The following is a 1,822-nucleotide window of genomic DNA, read 5'->3' as shown; positions in this document are numbered from 1 at the left end:
GCCCTTGACCTTGCCGCCACTCGCGCCGACGAGATTGTTGAAGGCGTCGTCGCCGCTCTCGGCATAGCCTGCGTTGAATCCCGCATAGAGACCCGTCCACGAATACACCGGCTGCGGTGCCGTATAGGCGGAGGCGGGCGCTGCGTAGCGCGGCGACAGGTCGGCAGCGCAGGCGCTGCCTGCGCCGAACGCGGCGGCAAAGGGCAGGGCGCGCATCGTGCGGCGTAAGGCGGCTTTTGCAGTCATAATTCACAGTCTCCCACTTGGCCGCGTCCCTTCGGGAGCAGCGCCTGTCCAACCCTGATCGGGGAATGCGATGGTTATAAACCGACTAGGCGGTTTGTAAATAGCGCAAATGCCACACGGGGGCGCTTTCGCGGCACCCGCTGAAGTCGTGGCCTGGATGGGGCGCAGCCCGCGCGACCGAGCCTGTCGGCAGGCGGGCGGCGGCTCGCGTGGGCAGTCTAGTCGACCGCCATCCGCGCGCGGCGGGGGCTGCTCTGGAGCTCCGGATAGCCGGTGAGCATCAGCTTGTCGGCGCGCACGCCCCAGCTCTCCAGGCGGTCGAGGAAGCTCATGCCGAGCAGATTGGTCTTCATCTGTCCGCGCTGCACGACGAGGGCCGGCACCGATTTCTCGACGAGGTGGCCGACGGCAAGGCGGTCGAGCGTCAGCCGGGCCGCCTTGGTGTGGCCGCCCGCGGTCTCCAGGTCGACGTCATATTCAAGCATCTCGAGCGGCAGCCCGATGGCTTTCGCGGTTTCCCAGGTCAGCACCACGGAGGTCGCACCGGTGTCGATCACCATCGGTGCGGCGACGCCGTTGATCTTCGCGCGCAGCGCGAATTCGCCGCCCTGGCCGCGGTGGATCTGCACGGCGGGGGCCGGCGCGGCGGTCTGGGCGCGGAAGATGTGCGAGACCTTGTGGCTCGCGCGCGCGATCTGATCGGGATCGCCATAGGCGACGACGGCACCTGCGGTGCCGGCGAGCATGACGAGAACGAGCAGGAAGCGGATCATCGCGCACCTCCATATGCGCGCGGGCCGGTCAGGCGCGTTTCTGCGATCCCGCGATCGGCGCAAGTCCGGCCTCCGCCATGCGCGCCGGTAGTAGCGCCATGACCGAGAGCCGTTCCGCGCTTTCCATGGCGTGCCAGCGCGCGATCTCCGGCAAGGTGCGGCCGCAGCCGAAGCACAGCTTGGTCTTGGGATCGATCATGCAGACGGCGACGCACGGCGTTTCTTTGCTCATTGGGGTATAGTGAGGGATCGTCGGGCATTTCTGCAAGCATATCGTTAAGAGCCCGTGCCTGCGCTCATGATTGGCTTGTGGCGCGGCCGGCGCTTCTCGTCAGGCACGAGGGAGCCCTCCGGCTGGAGCGGTGGAGAATCATCCGACAGCGGCGCCAGCGCGCTCATCACGCGCTCCGGCGGGAAGGTGACGATCACCTCGGTGCCGATGCGCAGCTTCGATTTCAGCGTGAACGTGCCGCCATGCAGGTCGATCAGGTTCTTGGCGATGGGCAGGCCAAGGCCCGCGCCCTGTTCGGCCGATTTGATCGAGTTGGAGCCCTGGCCGAAGGAAGCGAGCACGACCGGAATCTCGTCCTCGGGGATGCCGGAGCCGGTATCCCTGACCGAGAGATATTGTCCGCCCGAAGCCGTCCAGCCGGCCTTGAGCCAGATCTCGCCGCCCTGCGGCGTGAACTTGATCGAGTTGGAGAGCAGGTTGAGCACGACCTGGCGGATCGCGCGCTCGTCGGCCCAGAGCCGCGGCATGGCCTGCTCGAACACCTCGTGGATGGTGATGCCGCGGCTCGATG

The 1,822-nt window shown here is 67.1% G+C and carries 3 protein-coding genes and 1 pseudogene; all 4 read right to left on the bottom strand.

Annotated elements, in window-relative coordinates; genetic code table 11:
- Positions 1-246: pseudogene (locus AC1D00_RS39420) on the bottom strand (outer membrane protein); the annotation flags it as partial.
- A 218-nt stretch (positions 247-464) separates the two neighbouring features.
- Entirely contained in the window at positions 465-1,019 is a 555-nt protein-coding gene (locus AC1D00_RS39415) for a TIGR02281 family clan AA aspartic protease (protein ID WP_025576432.1), read from the bottom strand.
- Positions 1,020-1,047: 28 nt separating this feature from the next.
- On the bottom strand, positions 1,048-1,251 hold the full coding sequence (locus tag AC1D00_RS39410) for a DUF1289 domain-containing protein (protein ID WP_027544558.1): 204 nt from the start codon (positions 1,249-1,251) through the stop codon (positions 1,048-1,050).
- A gap of 44 nt (positions 1,252-1,295) precedes the next feature.
- Positions 1,296-1,822: sensor histidine kinase (locus tag AC1D00_RS39405; RefSeq protein ID WP_477014401.1), on the bottom strand; the 527-nt coding region annotated here is incomplete at its 5' end.

It is taken from the genome of Bradyrhizobium sp. P2_E8 (assembly GCF_056403875.1).
This window is presented reverse-complemented; position numbering and strand designations above follow the sequence as displayed.